Origin of the sequence: Bradyrhizobium cosmicum, from assembly GCF_007290395.2 — a bacterium.
GTDB lineage: Bacteria > Pseudomonadota > Alphaproteobacteria > Rhizobiales > Xanthobacteraceae > Bradyrhizobium > Bradyrhizobium cosmicum.
The window spans coordinates 905,893-922,064 of the sequence record NZ_CP041656.2; the positions used below are offsets into that span (position 1 = coordinate 905,893).

Sequence of the window (16,172 nt, forward strand, 5' to 3'; positions counted from 1 at the left end):
CGGAACTTTCGCCTCTCCCCGGCTGGGGAGAGGCCGCGATGTCTGCTATAAAAAGCCGCAAAGACTGTGAAATACCGGACTTGCGTGCGGGGCCGACAGGGGGTGATGTGACCCAACAGGGTCCCGGATTAAATCGGCTGCGCGCGGCGCAGCGGGAAGACGATGTTAATCCGGGTCGCTTACCCCTGAACTGCCTGTGAAATCGGGGGCTCCGGCCCCTCACCTGAAAGAGATCAGACTGATGGCAGCCGTACCTGGCGTCCGCCGTTCAGAGCTCGGTGACGCCTTGCGCGCCTGTCGCACGGCGTTCATCGGCGTCGGCTTGATGAGCTGCATGATCAACCTGCTGTATCTGACCGGGTCGATCTTCATGCTGGAGGTCTACGACCGGGTGCTGCCGAGCCGCAGCGTTCCGACCCTGATCGGCCTGATCGTCCTCGCCAGCTTCCTCTACATGGCGCAGGGCGTGCTCGACATGATCCGCAACCGGATCCTGGGGCGGATCGGCACCGCGCTCGATGAAGCCCTCAACAAGCGCGTGTTCGACACCATCGTGCGGCTGCCGCTGCTGGTCGGCAACCGCAACGAGGGGCTGCAGCCGTTGCGCGACCTCGACAATGTCCGCTCCTTCCTCGGCAGCATGGGGCCGAGCGCGTTCTTCGACCTGCCCTGGCTGCCGCTCTATCTCGCCATCTGCTTCGCCTTCCACGTCATGATCGGCGTCACCGCCCTGGTCGGCGCCATCATTCTGGTCGGGCTGACGCTGGTCACCGAGTTCATGTCCCGCCAGCCGGCGCGTGACGCGATGGGTCTCGCGGCCCAGCGCAACGACATCGCCCAGTCCAGCCGCCGCAATGCCGAAGTCATGGTGTCGATGGGCATGACCGGCCGGATGAACCAGCGCTGGAGCGAGGCCAACGAAAAATATCTCGACGGCAATCAGCGTGCGAGCGACGTCGCCGGCGGTCTCGGCGCGGTCGCCAAGGTGTTGCGCATGATGCTGCAATCGGCGGTGCTCGCGGTCGGTGCCTATCTCGTCATCCACCAGGAGGCGACCGCCGGCATCATCATCGCCGGCTCGATCCTCTCGGCCCGCGCGCTGGCGCCGGTCGATCTCGCCATCGCGCACTGGAAGTCCTTTGCCGCGGCCCGCCAGAGCTGGCATCGCCTCACGCGCCTTTTGGAGCAGATGCCGGCGCAGACGATGCCGACCCAGTTGCAGGCGCCCACCAGCCGCCTCTCGGTCGAGGGCATCGCCATGGTGCCGCCGGGCGACCAGCGCCTCATCGTGCAGGACGTCACCTTCGCGCTCGCCGCCGGCAACGGCCTCGGCGTGATCGGGCCGAGCGGCTCCGGCAAATCCTCGCTGATCCGGGCCCTCGTCGGCGTCTGGCATCCGGTCCGCGGCAAGGTGCGGCTCGACGGCGCGGCGCTCGACCAATGGTCAAGCGACATGCTCGGCCGCCACATCGGTTATCTGCCGCAGGACGTCGAATTGTTCGGCGGCACCATCGCGCAGAACATCAGCCGGTTCGACCCCGCGGCCACCTCCGACGGCATCATTGCCGCGGCCAAGGAGGCTGGCGTGCACGAGATGATCATCAAGATGCGTGAGGGCTACAACACGCAGGTCGGCGAGCAGGGCACCGCGCTCTCCGCAGGCCAGGCCCAGCGCGTGGCGCTGGCGCGTGCCCTCTACGGCAATCCGTTCCTGATCGTGCTCGACGAGCCAAATTCCAATCTCGACACCGAAGGCGACGAGGCGCTGACCCGCGCGATCCGCGGCGCACGCGACCGCGGCGCCATCGTCATCGTCGTGGCGCACCGGCCGATCGGCGTCGAGGCGGTCGACCAGATCCTGGTGCTGCGCGACGGGCGCATGCAGGCCTTCGGACCGAAGGAGCAGGTGCTCGCCCAGGTGCTGCAGCCGCGCGTGACGCCGCCGGCACCGATCAAGATCGTCAGCGAAGGCGGCAAGTCATGAGCACGATGACGATCGGCGGGACAAAACCCGCCACGAAGCGGACCGTGCGGGACTCGATCCGGTTTCACCTGATGCTCGGGCTCGGGATCGTCCTGGTCCTCGTGGTCGGCCTCGGCGGCTGGGCATCGACCGTGCAGATCTCCGGCGCGCTGATCGCGCCGGGCCAGATCGTGGTCGAATCCAACGTCAAGAAAGTGCAGCACCCGACCGGCGGCGTGGTCGGCGAGGTGCGCGCCCGCGACGGCGACGTGGTCAAGGCCGGCGACGTCGTGGTGCGGCTGGACGACACCGTCACCAAGGCGAACCTCGCGATCGTCACCAAGAATCTCGATGCCGCGCAGGCGCGCGCCGCACGGCTCCAGGCCGAGCAGCGCGGAATCGACACGATCGATTTCCCGCAATTGCTGCTCGATCGCGGCAACGATCCCGACGTCAAGGCGCTGCTCTCCGCTGAAACGAAACTGTTCGACGTCCGCGTCAACGGCCGCGCCGGCCAGAAGGCGCAGCTGCGCGAACGCATCCAGCAGCTCAACGAGGAGATTGCGGGTCTGTCCGCGCAGGAGAAGGCCAAGGACAAGGAAATCTCGCTGGTGCAGCAGGAGCTGGTCGGCGTGCGTGATCTCTATGAGAAGCATCTGGTGCAGATCTCGCGGCTGACCACGCTGGAGCGCGACAGCGCCCGCCTCAACGGCGAGCGCGCGCAATACATCGCCTCGCGGGCGCAGGCCAAGGGCAAGATCACCGAGACCGAGCTCCAGATCATCCAGGTCGACAAGGATATGGTCAGCGAGGTCTCCAAGGATCTGCGCGAGACCAACGACAAGATCGGCGAGATGATCGAGCGCAAGGTTGCCGCCGAGGACCAGCTTCGCCGCGTCGACATCCGCGCGCCGCAGGACGGCATGGTGCTGCAATCGACCGTTCATACCGTCGGAGGCGTCGTCACCGCCGGCGACGCCCTCATGCTGATCGTGCCGCAGGCCGACGATCTCCAGGTCGAGGCCAAGGTCAATCCGGTCGACATCGACAAGCTCCAGATCGGCCAGAAAACGTTGCTGCGCCTGTCCGCCTTCAATCAGCGCACCACGCCCGAGCTCAATGGTGTCGTCAGCCGTGTCTCGCCCGACGTCACCACCGACCAGCGCACCGGCCAGAGCTACTACACCATCCGCGTCTCGCTGCCGGCCGACGAGATCGCCCGCCTCGGCGACTCCAGGATGATCCCCGGCATGCCCGTGGAAGCCTTCGTTCAGACCGGCGACCGCACCATGCTGTCCTATCTGATGAAGCCCCTGCACGACCAACTGATGCGGGCGTTCCGGGAGAAGTGACGCGCGAAAGCGCGGCATCCCGGAGCGCGCTTAGCGCGCATCCGGGATCTCGTGCGGCAATACCGGTCTCGTAGGGTGGTTAGGCGAAGCCGTAACCCACCACTTCAATGCCGGCTGAAGCAGAAGTGGTGGGTTACGCTGCGCTAACCCACCCTACGCTACCTCGTTCTTTGCTATAGTTCGACTCGAGCCCCAAGCAATCCGGCAATCGAACCATGCAATCCCCACCTTCCATCGCCACCAAATCCTTCACCGACGCCGGTCCGGCCGTCGCCCGGCTCGAAGAGATCTACGAGCGCAACACGAAGTTCCTGCGTGACAGGTTCGAGGCTTATGTCAGCGGCGAAGCGATCACCGCCCGGGTGCGGGCCTATTATCCCTTCGTGCGCATTACCACCGCGACGCATGCGCGGCTGGACTCGCGCCTCGCTTACGGCTTCGTCGCCGGCCCCGGCGTGCACGAGACCAGCGTGACGCGGCCGGATCTGTTTCGTACCTACCTGACCGAGCAGATCGGCCTCCTGATCCAGAACCACGGTGTGCCCGTCGAGATCGGCGAATCCGCCGAGCCGATCCCGATCCACTTCGCCTATCGCCGCGACATCAACATCGAGGCCGCCCTCACCACCAGCGAGAATTCGCCCGTGGCGCGATCGCTGCGCGACGCCTTCGACGTGCCTGATCTGGCCACCATGGACGATTCCATCGCCGACGGCACTTTCGAGCTTCAGCCCGGCGCGCCCGAGCCGCTGTCGCTGTTTCGCGCCGCCCGCGTCGATTATTCGCTGCGCCGGCTCTATCACTACACCGGTACCGACCCCGAGCATTTCCAGAACTTTGTCATTTTCACCAACTACCAGTTCTACGTCGATGCCTTTGCGCAACTCTGCCAGCAGCGGCTTCAGTCCGGCGAGGCCGGCCTCGAAGCCTTCGTTGCGCCCGGTAATGTCATCATGCGCAGTGGCGGGGCGACCAGCGGGACGGCGCCCGCGCGCGTGCCTCAGATGCCGGCCTTCCATCTTATCGCGCCGGGCTACCGCGGCATCACCCTGATCAATATCGGCACCGGTCCGTCCAATGCGCGCAATGTCACCGACCACGTCGCCGTGCTGCGCCCGCATGCCTGGCTGATGCTCGGCCATTGCGCCGGCCTGCGCAACACGCAGCGGCTCGGCGACTACGTCCTCGCCCACGGCTATGTCCGCGAGGACCATGTGCTCGATCGTGAGTTGCCGCTTTGGGTGCCGATCCCGGCACTGGCCGAAATGCAGGTCGCGCTCGAAGAGGCGGTCGAGGATGTCACCGGGCTCGAAGGCTTCGAGCTCAAGCGCCTGATGCGCACAGGCACGGTGGCGAGCGTCGACAACCGCAATTGGGAAATTTCCGGCCCCGAGGTGATCCGCCGCCTGTCGCAGTCGCGTGCCGTCGCGCTCGACATGGAATCGGCCGCGATCGCTGCCAACGGCTATCGCTTCCGCGTTCCCTACGGCACGCTGCTCTGCGTCTCCGACAAGCCGCTGCACGGCGAGATCAAGCTCGCCGGCATGGCCAGCGAATTCTACCGCCGCCGTGTCGGCCAGCATCTCGAAATCGGCCTGAAGGCGCTGGAGCGGCTCAAGCAGCAGGAGTCCGAGCGGCTGCATTCGCGAAAGCTCCGCAGTTTCGCCGAAGTCGCGTTCCAGTAGAGCGCTTCAACCTCTTTGCGGCTGACAAGCCCGGCAATCCCAAGCATTGTCGGCGCGGGGGCCGACCGGACCGCTTTCCATGCCGCTGATGCGTGACAAGATCATTGGCCATGATCTCGAACGGCTCGCCTTTCGCTTCACCATGCTGAGCGAGGGCGACATCGTGCAGTGCCAGATCAGCGACGCCGCGATGGACGAGCTCGCGGGCATGCAGGGCACCGAAAGCAGCGCGCGCCAGGCGCAATTCTTGTCCCTGCGTGAGACCATCGAGCGGATCGCGTCGGATATCTATGACGAGGCGCCGCGGGTGCACGGCTATGTGGTGCGGATTTTCATGCGGCATTTGGGAAGGTGACGAGTGCGCCATATTCCGCCGTCATCGTCCGCGAGCCGCCGAGCAGCTCACCCCTCCAACTTCCTCAGCAACAACTTCAGCGCCGTCGCCGCAAACACCTGCATGTTGCCAAGCCGGTCGCCACTCCCTGTCTCCAGCGTGATTACCTCCGCCGCGGGGCCGGACACCGCCATGCAGCTATGGCCGGCAGCGTCGCCGTAGCGGTTGCCGGTGGGGCCGGCGGCGCCGGTTTCGGACAGGCCCCAGTCGGTGCTGAAGCGGCTGCGCATCTGGTCGGCCAGCAGTCTGGCGTAGGGCTCGGAGGATGAGCGAAAGCCCTTCATTCCTTCGTCCGAAATATCCATTAGCACGCGCCTGGCATCGCGGGTGTAGACCACGGCGCCGCCGAGGTAATAGGCGGAGGCGCCGGGGACCGCGAGCAGGCTCGCCGAGATCAGGCCGCCGGTGGAGGATTCGGCCACCGCAATGGTCTGTTTGCGCGCGATCAGTTGGGCCGCGACCTGTTCCGCAATGCCGACGAGCTCTTTCATCCCTTGATCCTCTCATTCCTCGCAACCGAGCTGCGCCTTCCTAGCATATGCCAGTCGCCCTGGCCGAGTTGCGGACGACGGGCAGGCCTGCTTGAATGGCAGGCGAAAGACGGCGCGGTGAAGCGCTGCGCAACGTAACGTCACGAGGAAACGCAACAAGGAGACGTGATGGCGTCCCTGATCGCCGGCGGGGTGGATTGCGACGTGCATCCGGCCGTGCCGCATCTGACCAGCCTGCTGCCGTATCTGAACGACTATTGGCGCGATCAGGTGACGACGCGCGGCATGGTCGACCTCGTCTCGCAATCCTATCCCGAGCATTCGCCGATCACGGCGCGGCCCGACTGGCGGCCCGAGAGCGGCAAGCCGGGCGAGAGGCTGGAGGACATGCAGCGTCATGTGCTCGATCCCTTCCAGCTCGAGCTCGCCATCTGCAATCCGCTCTATGGCGTGCAGATGGTGTTTTCGGAAGATTTGCAGGCCGCCTTCTGCCGCGCGCTGAACGAGTGGCTCGCAAAGGAATGGCTCGATCGCGATCCGCGGCTGCGCGGCTCGATCGTCATTCCCACACAAAGCGTCGAAAAGGCGGTCGCCGAGATCGAGCGCTGCGCGCAGGACAGGCGCTTCGTGCAGGTCTTGATGCTGGTGATGGGCGACACGCTGCTCGGCAAGCGCGCGCTGTGGCCGATTTACGAGGCTGCCGAACGGCTGGGCCTGCCGGTCGGCATCCACGCCGGTTCCGCCTATCACAATCCGCCGACTGCTGTGGGGTGGGGGTCCTACCACATCGAGGATTATGTCGGTCAGGCCCAGGCGTTCCAGGCCCAGCTCACCAGCCTGATCGTCGAGGGCGTGTTCGCCAAATATCCTGGGCTGAAGATGGTGATGCTGGAATCCGGCGTGTCCTGGATTTCCCCCTATCTCTGGCGGCTGCACAAGTTCTGGCGCGGGGTGCGGATGGAGACGCCCTGGGTCGATCGCGCGCCGCTGGAAATTGTGCGCAGCAACATCCGCTTCTCGTTACAGCCATTTGATGCGCCTCCGGAGGCCGAGACATTAATTCGCCTGTTTGATCATATGCAGTCGGACGAATTGGTCCTATTCTCCACGGACTATCCGCACTGGCAGTTCGACGGCCAGGACGCGCTGCCCGAAGGTCTGTCTCCCGATCTCGTGCGCAAGATCATGATCGATAATCCGCATGCGACCTATCCCCGCCTGAAAGAACTCCCTCCCAAGGAGGCAAGGCCATGAACATCCAGTTCCGCGAACAAACGGATTCCGTCGCTCCCCTCACCGTGAAGACCGCGATCGCGGACTGCGACATCCATCCGGCGCGAGCGACCCGTACCGAGCTCTATCCCTACCTCGCCAAGCGCTGGCAGCATCATCTCGAAGTCTACGGCGTCCATGCCTATCAGGGCATGATGGAAGGCCCGCCTTATCCAAAGGCACAGCCCAACGCCTCGCGCCGCGATGCCTATCCGCCGGAGGGAGGCCCGCAGGGCTCTTCGCTCTCCTTCATGCAGAAGCAGCTACTCGATCCCAACAATGTGCAGCTGGGCGTTCTCAATCCGCTCAACACCGGGCAGGGCATCCGCAACCACGAGCTCTCGGCTGCGCTGTGCTCGGCGATCAACGATTGGCAGATCGACAAATGGACCAGCAAGGACAAGCGGCTGAAGGCGTCCATCGTCGTCGGCAATGAGGACGGTCTGTCCGCCGCCGCCGAGATCCGCGAGCGTGCCGGCGACAGGAATTTCGTCCAGGTGCTGCTGCTTAGCCGCAATGTCGAGCCGCTCGGCCAGCGCCGCTACTGGCCGATCTATCAGGCCGCGGAGGAGGCGGGCCTGCCGGTCGGCGTCCACGCCTTCGGCTTCGGCGGCAACCCGATCACGCCGTCAGGCTGGCCGTCCTATTACATCGAGGAGATGGTGGGACATTCGCAATGCCAGCAATCGGCGCTGGCAAGCCTTGTCCTGGAAGGCGTGTTCGAGCGCTTCCCGAAACTGAAGATGGTGATGATCGAGGCCGGCTTCGGCTGGGCGCCGTCACTGGCCTGGCGGCTTGACAAGGTCTGGCAGCGGCTGCGTAGCGAGGTGCCGCATGTGAAGCGTCCGCCGTCGGAATACATCCGCGAGCAGGTCTGGTGGACCACACAGCCGATGGAAGATCCGGAGCGGCGCGAGGATCTGTTCGACGTCATCAAGTGGATCGGCTGGGACCGCCTGCTGTTCGCGACCGACTATCCGCATTGGGATTACGACGAGCCCTCGCGCGTGTTACCCGCTGGCGTTAGTGAGGCCAATCGCGAGGCGTTCTATCTCGGCAATGCGAAGAAGCTCTACGGAATTGCTTGATGGCGCGTCATGTCATTGCGCCGGTGGATGAGCTTCCGCCCGGCACGCGAAAATTCCTGGAGATCGACGGGCGTCCGATCGCGGTCTTCAACATCAAGGGCGAATATTTCGGATTGATGAACCGCTGCCCGCATCAGGGCGCGGCGCTGTGCGAGGGCCCGTTGATCGGGCTCGCGCAGTCGAGCGAGCCCGGCGAGATCGAATACACGAAGCTCGGCGAGATCATCCGCTGCCCTTGGCACGGCTGGGAGTTCGACATCCGCACCGGCCAGTCCTACTGCGATCCCCGCCGCTTCCGCGTCAAGGCGTATCCGGCGCATGTCGAGCCCGGCGCGAGCGTGGTGAAGGGGCCGTATGTCGCGGAAACGATCCCCGTGAAGGTCGAGAGCGACTACGTGGTGGTGGAGTTGTAGGCGGTGCCCTTCACCCTCCCCTGGAGGGGGAGGGTCGATCGCGCGCAGCGCGAGCGGGGTGGGGTGATCTCTCCCCACGGGCAGCGTTCGACGCGGAGGGACCTTCACCCCACCCCGTCTCACATTTTCGCTGCGCTCAATGTGAGCCGACCCCCCCTCCAGGGGAGGGTGAAAGTCGGCGGCGATCGAAGTGACCATCAATGCCCCGCGACCGGCTCCGCCGCCGTATCATACGTGGTCACCGCCCTGCCGCCGCCGCGATATACGACCAGCGCGGCGATGATGCCGAGTGCCGCCGCGAACATCAGCCAGAGACCGGGCGCGGCCTTGTTGCCGGTGTAGTCGATCAGCAGGGTCGAGGCGAACGGCGTGAAGGTGCCGAACAGCGCGGCGGCGAGCGCGAAGGCCAGCGAGAAGCAGGTCGTGCGCACATGCGCCGGTACGATCTCGACGAGAGCGCCGAGCATGGTGCCGCTGTAGACGCCGAAATAGAACGAGAACATCATCTCGACCGCGAGCAGCTTGCCGAAGGTCGGCGCGGCCACCAGCCAGCTGAGCGCGGGGTAGGCGGTGAGCAGCGCCAGGGTGGCGATGCCGACCAGCACCGGCTTGCGGCCGATACGGTCGGACAGCGCGCCACCGACCGGGTTCCAGAAGAAGTTGGTGACGGCGACGAGCAACGTCACCAGCAGTGCATCCTGCGACGACAACTTCAGCACGGTCTTGCCGAAGGTCGGCGTGTACACGGTGACGAAGTAGAACGTCGTCGTGGTCAGGATCGCAATCATCATGCCGAGCAGCACGATGCGCCAGTTGGCGAGCGCGGAGGCGAACACTTCGTTCGCGCTCGGGTGCTTCTTCATGGCGAGGAAGGCCGGCGTTTCCTCCAGCGTGCGCCGCAGGAAGAAGATCAGGGGAATGATCATGCAGCCAACGAAGAACGGAATGCGCCAGCCCCATGCGGCCACGGTATCGGCCGGCATCACCTCGGAGAGGAGGAAGCCGAGGATCGAGGCGACGAAGATCGCGACCTGCTGGCTCGACGACTGGAACGAGGTGTAGAAGCCGCGATTGCCGGGCGTCGAGATTTCGGCGAGATACACCGACACGCCGCCGAGCTCGACGCCGGCGGAGAAGCCTTGCAGCAAGCGGCCGATCAGCACGATGATCGGCGCCGCAATGCCGATGGTGGCATAGCTCGGGCAGAACGCGATGACGACGGTGCCGATGGCCATGATGCCGAGCGTGACGATCAGGCCCTGGCGGCGTCCGATGCGATCGATATAGGCGCCGAGCACGATCGCGCCGACCGGCCGCATCAGGGCGCCGAGCCAGAACACGCCGAATGTGTTGAGCAGCGACGCCGTCTCGTTGGTGGAGGGGAAGAACGCCTTGCCGATGGCCGCGGCGTAGAAGCCGAACAGGAAGAAGTCGAACTGCTCGAGGAAATTGCCCGAGGTGGCGCGCAGGATCGCGCCGATGCGCGACTTGATTTCGGGCGGATTGGTTGCTGGTCCAGCCATGGCATGACTCCCTGAAGACGTGGCCGGACCGGAACTCGTTTCACGGCAAGGCGACAGATCGATGCTGCGACAATCTGTCACCTGTCTCGCGCCGAGCGGGGGTAAGTCAACCCATTTTGCTGGCGAAGCTGATGATTTTTCAGGCTTTATTCTGCGTTGCAGCAATCATCCAGGTGCGGAACGCGGCCAGCTTCGGCGCTTCGCGGCGGCCCTCCGGCGCAACCAGGTAGAAGCCGGCATCGGCCGGCAGCGCGATCTTGAAGGGCACCACGAGCCGGCCCTTGGCGATGTCGTCCTGGACGTAGGAGGTCCGGCCCATCGCCACGCCGATGCCGTCGATCGCGGCCTGGATGGTCATGAAGATCATGTCGAAGGTGATGCCGGGCTGCCTTGCGATATCGACCGGCAGTCCCGCTGCGGTCAGCCACAGTCGCCAGTCGTCGCTGTTGGCGTTGGAGGTGTGCAGCAGCGGATGGCCGCGGAGATCCTCGGGCTTGCGCAGCGGCTTGTCGCCGCGCAGCAGCGACGGGCTGCACACCGGAAACAGCTCGTCGGCCATCAGCCAGTCGGCACGCAGGCCCGGCCACTGGCCGCGGCCATAGCGGATCGCGGCATCGACATTGTCGCGCTGGAAATCGACCAGGCTGGTCGACGTGGTGATGCGGACGTCGATGCCGGGATGTTGCTCCTGGAAATCGGTCAGCCGCGGCAGCAGCCATTTTGCCGCGAGCGAGGCCAGCGTCGAGACCGTCAGCACCTTGTCGTCGTCCTTGCGCAGCAGCCGGTCGGTGGCGAGGCGGAGGTCGTTGAAGGCGGCGCGGACGCCCGGCAGATAGTCGCGCGCCTCCGGCGTCAACGTCAGCGCGCGGTTCTGCCGGATGAAAAGACGGATGCCCAGCTCTTCCTCGAGCCTGCGGATCTGATGGCTGATCGCGGTCTGCGTCACGTTCAGCTCGCTTGCGGCCAGCGTGAAGCTGAGATGGCGCGCGGCAGCCTCGAACGCCCGCAATCCGTTCAGCGAGGGCAATCTGGCAGTCATCTGGCAGCAGCATGCATGACGTTATTTCATGCGAATAGGTACAAATTGTCGTTTGTCGCAGTGCACTCGAAGGCAGATATTAGCGTGGAAGTTAGCTCAAGGAGCTGAATATGTCTACTTTAACCCAGAATTCAATGACAAATCATCATGCGTCTGGACTGCTCACTCAAATCGGGGAGACCCTGCATGTCTGGCACGAGCGCTATCGCACCCGGCGTGAACTGACCCACTGGACGGCCCGCGATCTCCATGACGTCGGCCTGTCCTGGAGCGACATTGCCTACGAGGCTGACAAACCCTTCTGGCGGGCCTGACTGGCCGCCAGGCCGGCGCCGCCCGACTGTGGGGGCGCCGGCGGTTCCTTTTCCTCTTGGGCACGTGTCATGAGCACTCTCCGCCTCGAAGACCTGAAGCAATATTCGGACACGCTGCGCACCCGGCACGGCGAGGCGCTCAACGTCCGTTTCGTCGAGCCGCGCGACACCGAAGAGCTTCAGCATTATTTCCGCTCGCTCACGACGCGGTCCCGCTACAACCGCTTCTTCGGCGCGATTAGCGAACTGCCAAAGGGCCTGCTGAGTGAATTCCTCGATGTCGGCGGGCGCGAACGTTTTACTGTGGTCGCGACCAAGTTGGTCGACGGCTTTGAGACCATCGTCGCCGAAGCGCGCTATGCCTTCCATGCCGAGACCGCGACGCTGGAGTTCGGCCTGTCCGTCGACGACCGCTGGCAGGGCCACGGCATTGCCACCGCGCTCATGAAGAATCTGGAATGCCGCGCCGCCGCGCTCGGCGCCGAGCACCTGTTCGGCGACACGCTGCGCGCCAACGACATCATGATCTCGCTCGCGCGCAAATCCGGCTTCACCTTCGTCAATCATCCCGATGACTGGAAGCTGGTGCGCTTCGACAAGGAAATCAGCGTCGCGCCGAAAGACATTCCCTGCGCGAGCTGGCGCCTCGCCGCGCTTTCCCGTCAGGCCGAAAGCCCCTCAGCCTCGGCTTGACGCTACTGCGAGCCCGGCCTGGTCATCCAGCGCCGGGCATTTTTTGCGCTCAAACCCCGTCATCCTGAGGTGCGAGACGCGTGGAGCAACGCGCCGCGCGGGGAGCCTCGAAGGATGAACGGCCCCGCTGATTCCCCGGCATTCGCATCCCGGCAGCCACAGCCGGGCTGTCGCCCTTCGAGGGCCGCTGAAGAAGCGGCCACCTCAGGGTGACGGCAGCGATTGGCGAATGCACTACTTCCCCGTGAACACCGCTTTCCGCTTCTCGATGAACGCCTGCACCGCCTCCTTGTGATCGGCCGTCGTCGTCAAACGGATCAGCCGCTCGGCCTCGTGGTCACGCGCGGTTTCGAAATCGAACAGCAGGGCTTCGTCGAGATTGTCCTTCATGTAGCGCAGCGCAAGGCGCGGGCCTTCGGCGAGCGACTTTGCCAGGGCGAAAGCCTCGGCCTGCAATTTGTCGTCGGGCACGACGCGGTTGACGAGGCCGATGGCTTCGGCCCGCGCGGCATCGACGCGATCGCCGGTGAACAGCAGCTCGCGTGCACGCGCGGTGCCGACGAGGCGCGTCAACAGCCAGGCGATGCCGTAGTCGCCGGAGAGCGCGATGCGCGCGTAGCCGGTGGCGACGAAGGCCGATTGCGCGGCGATGCGGATGTCGCAGGCCATCGCGATGGCAAGCCCGGCGCCGACCGCTGGGCCTGGCAGGGCGGCGATGGTCGGCTTGCGCACTGCGACCAGCGCGCCGGTCAGCAACCGCTGCCGCTCCTGGAGATCTGCGACCTTGTCGTCAAAGGACATCTCGAGCTTAGCCTTGTCGCGATGTGCGCCCATGCCTTTGACGTTGCCGCCGGCGCAGAACGCTTCGCCCGCGCCGGTGAGCAAGAGCGCGCCGACATCCGGGCTTTCCCCGCAGGTCCGGATCATCGTGCGCAACGCCGGCGTCAGCGTGTCCGACAGCGAGTTGCGCGCCTCCGGCCGGTTCAACGTGATCACCGCGACACGGTCGCGGATGACGCAGAGCAGTTCGCTGGTGCCGGTGTCGATGGTGGTGTCCGTGGTCATTGTCGCTCCCTTTCTTCGTCATTGCGAGCGCAGCGAAGCAATCCAGTCTGGTTCCGCGGAAATAGTCTGGATTGCTTCGCTGCGCTCGCAATGACGGCTGTTGTGACGTTATTTCCTCGAACTACGGTCCTCAGAACTTCTCCACCCAGGGCCGCAACTCGAGCTCCCAGCTCCAGGCACTGCGCGGCTGCTGTAGCACGTTCCAATAGCTCTCAGCGATCGCATCGGGATCGAGCATCGAATCCGGCTTGTCCGGTGCTTCCGCGCGCGTCGCGCTCTTGATGCCGCCGTCGATGACGAAATGCGCGACATGGATGCCTTGCGGCGACAATTCGCGCGCCAGGCTCTGCGCGAGGCCTCGCAGCGCGAACTTGCCCATCGCGAAGGATGCGGATTGCGCGTAGCCCTTGACGCTGGCCGAAGCGCCGGTGAACAGGATCGCGCCATGCTTGTTCGGCAGCATGCGTTTTGCGGCCTGCTGCGCCACCACGAAGCCGCCATAGGCGCTGATCGCGATCGCTTGCGCTACATCAGCCGGAACGAGATCGACGAACGGCCCGCGGGCGCGGCCGCTGGCGTTGTAGACGACGAGATCGGGCGTGCCGATCTCGCGCTCGACCAGGCCGAACAGGCGCTCGACCTCCTCCGGTTCGGTGGCGTTGCAGGCATAGGCCTTGGCGCCGGTTTCGCTGCACAGCGCGCCGAGCTTTTCGATCTTGCGCGCGGCCAGCGCGACGCGGATGCCCTGGGCGGACAGAAGCCGCGCCAGCGAGGCGCTCAGGCCTTCGCCGGCGCCGACGATGAGTGCGATCTTGTATTTCGGATGGTCCATGACGTGGTCCCTCGAGGATCAGGAGCCGCTGATCTATGCATGGCGCGTGCGAACAGCCAGCAGGGGTATCGGGAGGATGATCACATTCCGCAGAGCGAATTGCCCCCTCGCGGCGATCATGCCTCTCTGACAATTTGCGGCTTTATCCAATCTGTCGGCTGGAGCATGATCGACATCATCCCAAGCGGCAAGCGCTAAACAGCGTCAAATGGCGGCGGGACGCGGAAACCAAGAGGACGATCATGCACAAGCCGGTCACAGCGCAGCCAAACAATGTCGCGGCGGCACCATCCGGCCTGCTGGCGCCCGACACATCGGGCATGAATTTCTACCGCGCCGATCAGGCGCTGACGGATCTGCTGCGGATCCATCTGCCGGAGACATTATTCCGTCACATCGAGCCGCATCTCGATCGCCTCGGCGAGCTCGCCGGTGGCCATCTTGACGAATGCGCGCGGCTCGCCGACCGGCACACGCCTGTGCTGCACCAGCGCGACAAGTTCGGCCGCGACGTGCAGTGGATCGAATATCACCCGGCCTATCGCGAGCTGGAGAACGCCGCGTTCGGCGAGTTCGGCATCCACGCGCTCTCGATCCGCAAGGGCATCATGGGCTGGCCGGACAAATACCCCGTGGTGGCCAAACACGCCTTCACCTTCCTGTTCAACCAGACCGAATTCGGCATGGGCTGCCCGATCAACGTCACCGACGGCTGCGCAAAACTGCTGGCGAATTTCGGCAGCGAGGCGCTGAAGGCAAAATATCTGGACGGACTGACCTCGACCGACATGAGCAAGCTGACGCAGGGCGGCCAGTTCATGACCGAGAAGGAAGGCGGCTCCGACGTCGGCACGCTGACTACGACGGCCGTACAGGAAGGCGACCATTGGCGCTTGTACGGTGAAAAATGGTTCTGCTCGAATGCTGATGCGAAGGTCGTGATGCTGCTGGCGCGGCCCGAGGGCGCCGGCCCCGGCACACGCGGTGTCGGCCTGTTCCTGATGCCGCGCTTTCTCGACGACGGCTCGCAGAACCACTACCGTATCGTGCGCCTCAAGGACAAGCTCGGCACCCGCTCGATGGCGTCAGGCGAGATCAAGCTCGAAGGCGCGATCGCTTACGCCGTCGGCAAGCTCGACCGCGGCTTCGTGCAGATGGCGGAGATGGTGAACTCGTCGCGGCTCTCCAATGGCGTCAAGTCGACGGCGCTGATGCGCCGCGCCTATCACGACGCGATGACGGTGGCGAAGAACCGCGTGGTGTTCGGCAGCCGCATCATCGATCTGCCGCTTGGCCGAAGGCAGATGCTGAAGATCATGCTCCCGGTCGAGCAGGCGCTGTCGATGAGTTTTCTCACCGCCGATGCGCTCGACCGCGCCGAGGCGGGCAGTCAGGACGCAGCCGCGCTGCTGCGCATCCTGACCCCGACCCTGAAATTCCGGGCCACGCGCGATGCGCGAAAAGTCTGCGGTGATGCGCTCGAGATGCGTGGCGGCATCGGCTATATCGAGGAATTCGCGACGCCCCGCCTGTTGCGCGATGCGCATCTCGGCTCGGTCTGGGAAGGCACCGGCAACATCGTCGCGATCGACGCGCTCCGGCGCGCGGTCGGCCGCCACGGCGCCGAATCCGCGCTGTCGGCCGATCTGCATGCCCGCCTCGATGACAGTGCCTCCGTGCCGCAGGCCTGGCGCGACAATCTGCGCGGCCTCGTCGATCGCGCCGTCGGTTTTGCCCGCGAGGTCGCCGCAAAACCCGAGAATGAAGCCGATGCGCGGCGCGCGACCAGCGTGCTCTATCATGTCGCAAGCGCGGTTGCGCTCGCCTGGGAAGCGCATCGCATCCACGAGAGGCGCGGCGATGCGCGCCGGTTGCTGCTGTCGCGCCTGGTGATCGATCATCGCGTCTCTCCGAGCGATCCGTTCCGGCTCACGGAAAATGCCGCGCAGGCGAAGATCGCCGACCTGCTGCTCGGCGAGCGCGATGCCAGCATGAGCGAGGTTGGCGAACTGGTTCTGGCAGCGTAGGCTGCGCTCGCGTTCAAACCA

At 65.0% G+C, this 16,172-nt stretch carries 16 protein-coding genes; 11 read left to right on the forward strand and 5 right to left on the reverse strand.

Annotation, left to right across the window (positions count from 1 at the left end; translation table 11 throughout):
• Positions 1-241: 241 nt before the first annotated feature.
• The 4 genes from FNV92_RS04195 (at position 242) to FNV92_RS04210 (ending at position 5,355) form a co-directional block, all read left to right on the forward strand.
• Entirely contained in the window at positions 242-1,984 is a 1,743-nt protein-coding gene (locus FNV92_RS04195) for a type I secretion system permease/ATPase (protein WP_143842032.1), read from the forward strand.
• A complete protein-coding gene (locus FNV92_RS04200) occupies positions 1,981-3,315 on the forward strand; it encodes an HlyD family type I secretion periplasmic adaptor subunit (RefSeq protein ID WP_143842030.1) in 1,335 nt (444 codons plus the stop codon). Before FNV92_RS04195 ends, FNV92_RS04200 begins: the two co-directional genes overlap by 4 nt.
• A gap of 215 nt (positions 3,316-3,530) precedes the next feature.
• Positions 3,531-5,000: an AMP nucleosidase gene (locus FNV92_RS04205; RefSeq protein WP_143842028.1), complete on the forward strand. Its 1,470-nt coding sequence runs from the start codon at positions 3,531-3,533 to the stop codon at positions 4,998-5,000.
• A gap of 79 nt (positions 5,001-5,079) precedes the next feature.
• Entirely contained in the window at positions 5,080-5,355 is a 276-nt protein-coding gene (locus FNV92_RS04210) for a DUF1488 family protein (RefSeq protein ID WP_143842027.1), read from the forward strand.
• Positions 5,356-5,402: 47 nt separating this feature from the next.
• Here FNV92_RS04210 and FNV92_RS04215 read toward each other — a convergent pair whose 3' ends face one another.
• The gene (locus FNV92_RS04215) at positions 5,403-5,885 is read right to left on the reverse strand and encodes a CinA family protein (protein WP_143842025.1); all 483 of its coding nucleotides are present in this window, start codon (positions 5,883-5,885) and stop codon (positions 5,403-5,405) included.
• 168 nt (positions 5,886-6,053) lie between these two features.
• On the opposite strand from FNV92_RS04215, the gene FNV92_RS04220 reads away from it, so the two are divergent.
• From FNV92_RS04220 to FNV92_RS04230, 3 genes are read left to right on the forward strand one after another with little or no spacing between them, the layout of a single operon-like run.
• A complete protein-coding gene (locus FNV92_RS04220) occupies positions 6,054-7,139 on the forward strand; it encodes an amidohydrolase family protein (protein ID WP_014439504.1) in 1,086 nt (361 codons plus the stop codon).
• Positions 7,136-8,245: an amidohydrolase family protein gene (locus tag FNV92_RS04225; protein ID WP_014439505.1), complete on the forward strand. Its 1,110-nt coding sequence runs from the start codon at positions 7,136-7,138 to the stop codon at positions 8,243-8,245. Before FNV92_RS04220 ends, FNV92_RS04225 begins: the two co-directional genes overlap by 4 nt.
• A complete protein-coding gene (locus FNV92_RS04230) occupies positions 8,245-8,658 on the forward strand; it encodes a Rieske (2Fe-2S) protein (protein ID WP_143842023.1) in 414 nt (137 codons plus the stop codon). Before FNV92_RS04225 ends, FNV92_RS04230 begins: the two co-directional genes overlap by 1 nt.
• A gap of 197 nt (positions 8,659-8,855) precedes the next feature.
• Here the strand turns inward: FNV92_RS04230 and tcuC are convergent, their stop codons facing one another.
• Positions 8,856-10,181 (reverse strand): MFS transporter, encoded by a 1,326-nt coding sequence (gene tcuC, locus FNV92_RS04235; protein ID WP_143842021.1) that lies wholly within the window; start codon positions 10,179-10,181, stop codon positions 8,856-8,858.
• Positions 10,182-10,320: 139 nt separating this feature from the next.
• Complete coding sequence (locus FNV92_RS04240) at positions 10,321-11,220, reverse strand: transcriptional regulator GcvA (RefSeq protein WP_143842018.1); 900 nt, start codon at positions 11,218-11,220, stop codon at positions 10,321-10,323.
• Positions 11,221-11,330: 110 nt separating this feature from the next.
• Here FNV92_RS04240 and FNV92_RS04245 point away from each other — a divergent pair, with 110 nt between their 5' ends.
• Together FNV92_RS04245 and FNV92_RS04250 are read left to right on the forward strand one after the other, a co-directional pair.
• A complete protein-coding gene (locus tag FNV92_RS04245) occupies positions 11,331-11,534 on the forward strand; it encodes a DUF1127 domain-containing protein (protein ID WP_014439509.1) in 204 nt (67 codons plus the stop codon).
• A 69-nt stretch (positions 11,535-11,603) separates the two neighbouring features.
• Entirely contained in the window at positions 11,604-12,227 is a 624-nt protein-coding gene (locus FNV92_RS04250) for a GNAT family N-acetyltransferase (RefSeq protein WP_143842016.1), read from the forward strand.
• Between the two features lie 234 nt (positions 12,228-12,461).
• On the opposite strand, the gene FNV92_RS04255 is transcribed toward FNV92_RS04250, so the two are convergent.
• Entirely contained in the window at positions 12,462-13,292 is an 831-nt protein-coding gene (locus FNV92_RS04255) for an enoyl-CoA hydratase (RefSeq protein ID WP_143842014.1), read from the reverse strand.
• Positions 13,293-13,422: 130 nt separating this feature from the next.
• The gene (locus FNV92_RS04260; protein WP_143842013.1) at positions 13,423-14,124 is read right to left on the reverse strand and encodes an SDR family NAD(P)-dependent oxidoreductase; all 702 of its coding nucleotides are present in this window, start codon (positions 14,122-14,124) and stop codon (positions 13,423-13,425) included.
• Between the two features lie 39 nt (positions 14,125-14,163).
• Here FNV92_RS04260 and FNV92_RS04265 point away from each other — a divergent pair, with 39 nt between their 5' ends.
• A complete protein-coding gene (locus FNV92_RS04265; protein WP_158324542.1) occupies positions 14,164-14,322 on the forward strand; it encodes a hypothetical protein in 159 nt (52 codons plus the stop codon).
• A 44-nt stretch (positions 14,323-14,366) separates the two neighbouring features.
• Positions 14,367-16,151: an acyl-CoA dehydrogenase family protein gene (locus tag FNV92_RS04270; protein ID WP_143842011.1), complete on the forward strand. Its 1,785-nt coding sequence runs from the start codon at positions 14,367-14,369 to the stop codon at positions 16,149-16,151.
• Positions 16,152-16,172 lie beyond the last annotated feature (21 nt).